The organism is Pseudomonas sp. JV245A (assembly GCF_032424515.1).
Taxonomy (GTDB): domain Bacteria; phylum Pseudomonadota; class Gammaproteobacteria; order Pseudomonadales; family Pseudomonadaceae; genus Aquipseudomonas; species Aquipseudomonas protegens.
Genome location: NZ_VYKE01000346.1, coordinates 1 through 1,800, shown reverse-complemented (window position 1 = coordinate 1,800; position 1,800 = coordinate 1). Strand labels below are relative to the sequence as shown.

General features: G+C 68.6%; 2 protein-coding genes. Both read right to left on the bottom strand.

The genetic code is table 11. From position 1 onward, the window contains the following. The coding region (locus F6S12_RS31450) for an alpha/beta hydrolase fold domain-containing protein (protein ID WP_315869826.1) at nt 1–546 on the bottom strand (546 nt) is incomplete at its 3' end. Between the two features lie 86 nt (nt 547–632). Further along, nucleotides 633–1,574, bottom strand: coding sequence for a choline ABC transporter substrate-binding protein (locus tag F6S12_RS31445; RefSeq protein WP_015635412.1), 942 nt, complete (start codon nt 1,572–1,574; stop codon nt 633–635). Nucleotides 1,575–1,800: the final 226 nt, after the last annotated feature.

The following is a 1,800-nucleotide window of genomic DNA, read 5'->3' as shown; positions in this document are numbered from 1 at the left end:
CAGCACCTGGGCCGCCGGCCCGGGTTCGCCGGCATCGCGCAGGGCCAGGCACAGCGCCGCCGCCAGGTTGCCGCCGGCGCTGTCGCCCATCAGCACCCGGCGCTGCGGGTCCAGTGGCAGGGGCAGCAGCCCTTGTTCCAGGGCCCGCCAGACCCCCAGGCAATCGTCGAAGGCGGCGGGGAACGGGTGCTCCGGGGCCAGCCGGTAGTCCACGGCGATCACCAGTATTCCCAGCTCGCTGGCCAAGCGGGCGGTGATGAACTCGTGGGAGTCCAGGCCCCCCAGCACCCAGCCGCCGCCGTGCAGGTACAACAGCCAGGGCCAGCCCGAAGGCGCAGCCGGGCGCTCGGGGTGATACAGGCGCAGTGGCACCCCGGAAAGTTGCAGCTCCTGTACCGCCAGCCCGGCAGGGCGAGGCGGGGTGAAGGCCCGGCACATGCGCTCGTAGCTGTCGCGCAGGCCCTGGAAGCTGCTGTCGACGCTGGTGTAGCTCAGGGTTCGCTGGACAAAGGCCGCCAGCTCGGCAGAAAGCGGGTAATGGTTCATGGACAGTCCTGGAGTGTGGGAGCCGGCTTGCCGGCGAAGGGCCCGTGAGACCGCCTGCGCCGGCAAGCCGGTTCCTGCAGAGGGGGCTACAGGCTCGCTTTGACCGCTGCCACGCCATCGCGGCCGTCGAAGGTGGTCACCCCCGCCAGCCAGCGCTGCAGGTCCTCGGGATGCTCGCGCAACCATTGCCGGGCCACCTCCTGGGGCGATTGGCGCTGCATGATGGGCACCATCAGCTGGCTTTCCTGGGCTGCGGTGAAGCTCAGGTTCTTCAGCAGCCGGTCGACGTTGGGGCAGCGCTCGGCATAGTCCGGGGCGGTCACCGTGGACACCGTGGCCGCGCCTTCGTTGGGCCCGTACACGTCCTCGCTGCCGGTGAGGTAGGTGATGGGAAGGTTGATGTTCATCGGGTGCGGGGTCCAGCCGACGAACACCACGAACTCCTTGCGGTTGATCGCCCGCTGCACTGCCGCCAGCATCCCGGCCTCGCCGGACTCGATCAGCTTGAAGCCCTTGAGGCCGAAATGGTCGGTGTCGATCATGGTCTTGATCGTGGTATTGGCGCCGCTGCCGGGTTCGATGCCGTAGATCTTGCCCCCCAGCTGCTCCTTGAAGCGGGCGATGTCGGCGAAGGTCTTCAGGCCCGCTTGCGCCACGTAGTCCGGCACTGCCAGGGTCGCCTGGGCATCGGCCAGGCTGGGCTGGGCCATGACCCTGACCTGCCCGGCGGCCAGGAAGGGCGCGATGTTCTGGTCCATGGCCGGTTTCCAGTAGCCGAGGAAGATGTCCAGGCGCCGGTCGCGAATGCCGGCGAAGATGATCTGCTGCACCGCGCTAGTCTGCTTGCTGTCGTAGCCCAGGCCGCCGAGCAGCACGTCGGCCATGGCGCTGGTGGCGATCACGTCGGTCCAGTTGACCACGCCCATGCGCACGGTCTTGCAGGCGGCGGGCTCGGCGGCCCAGGTCGGGGCACTCAGCAGGGCGCTGGCGCAACAGGCCAGGAAACAACGCTTGAACGGTGTTTTCATCGGAGGCTCTCGTGGGGCAGTGGTTTTTGTTCGGGGCGGCGTCTTGTTGCGCCGTGTGCGCCACCCTACAGCGCCCCGGTGCCGAGCCAAAGGCACTGGAGCGACCGCCCGTTGCACTGTGGCGACCTCAGGCCCACAGGCTCATCCAGGTGGATGCCAGCAACAGCAGGGCCATGCCCCGATTGAATGCCTTCAGCGCCTGGGGCGAGCGTAGCCAGCGCGCCGA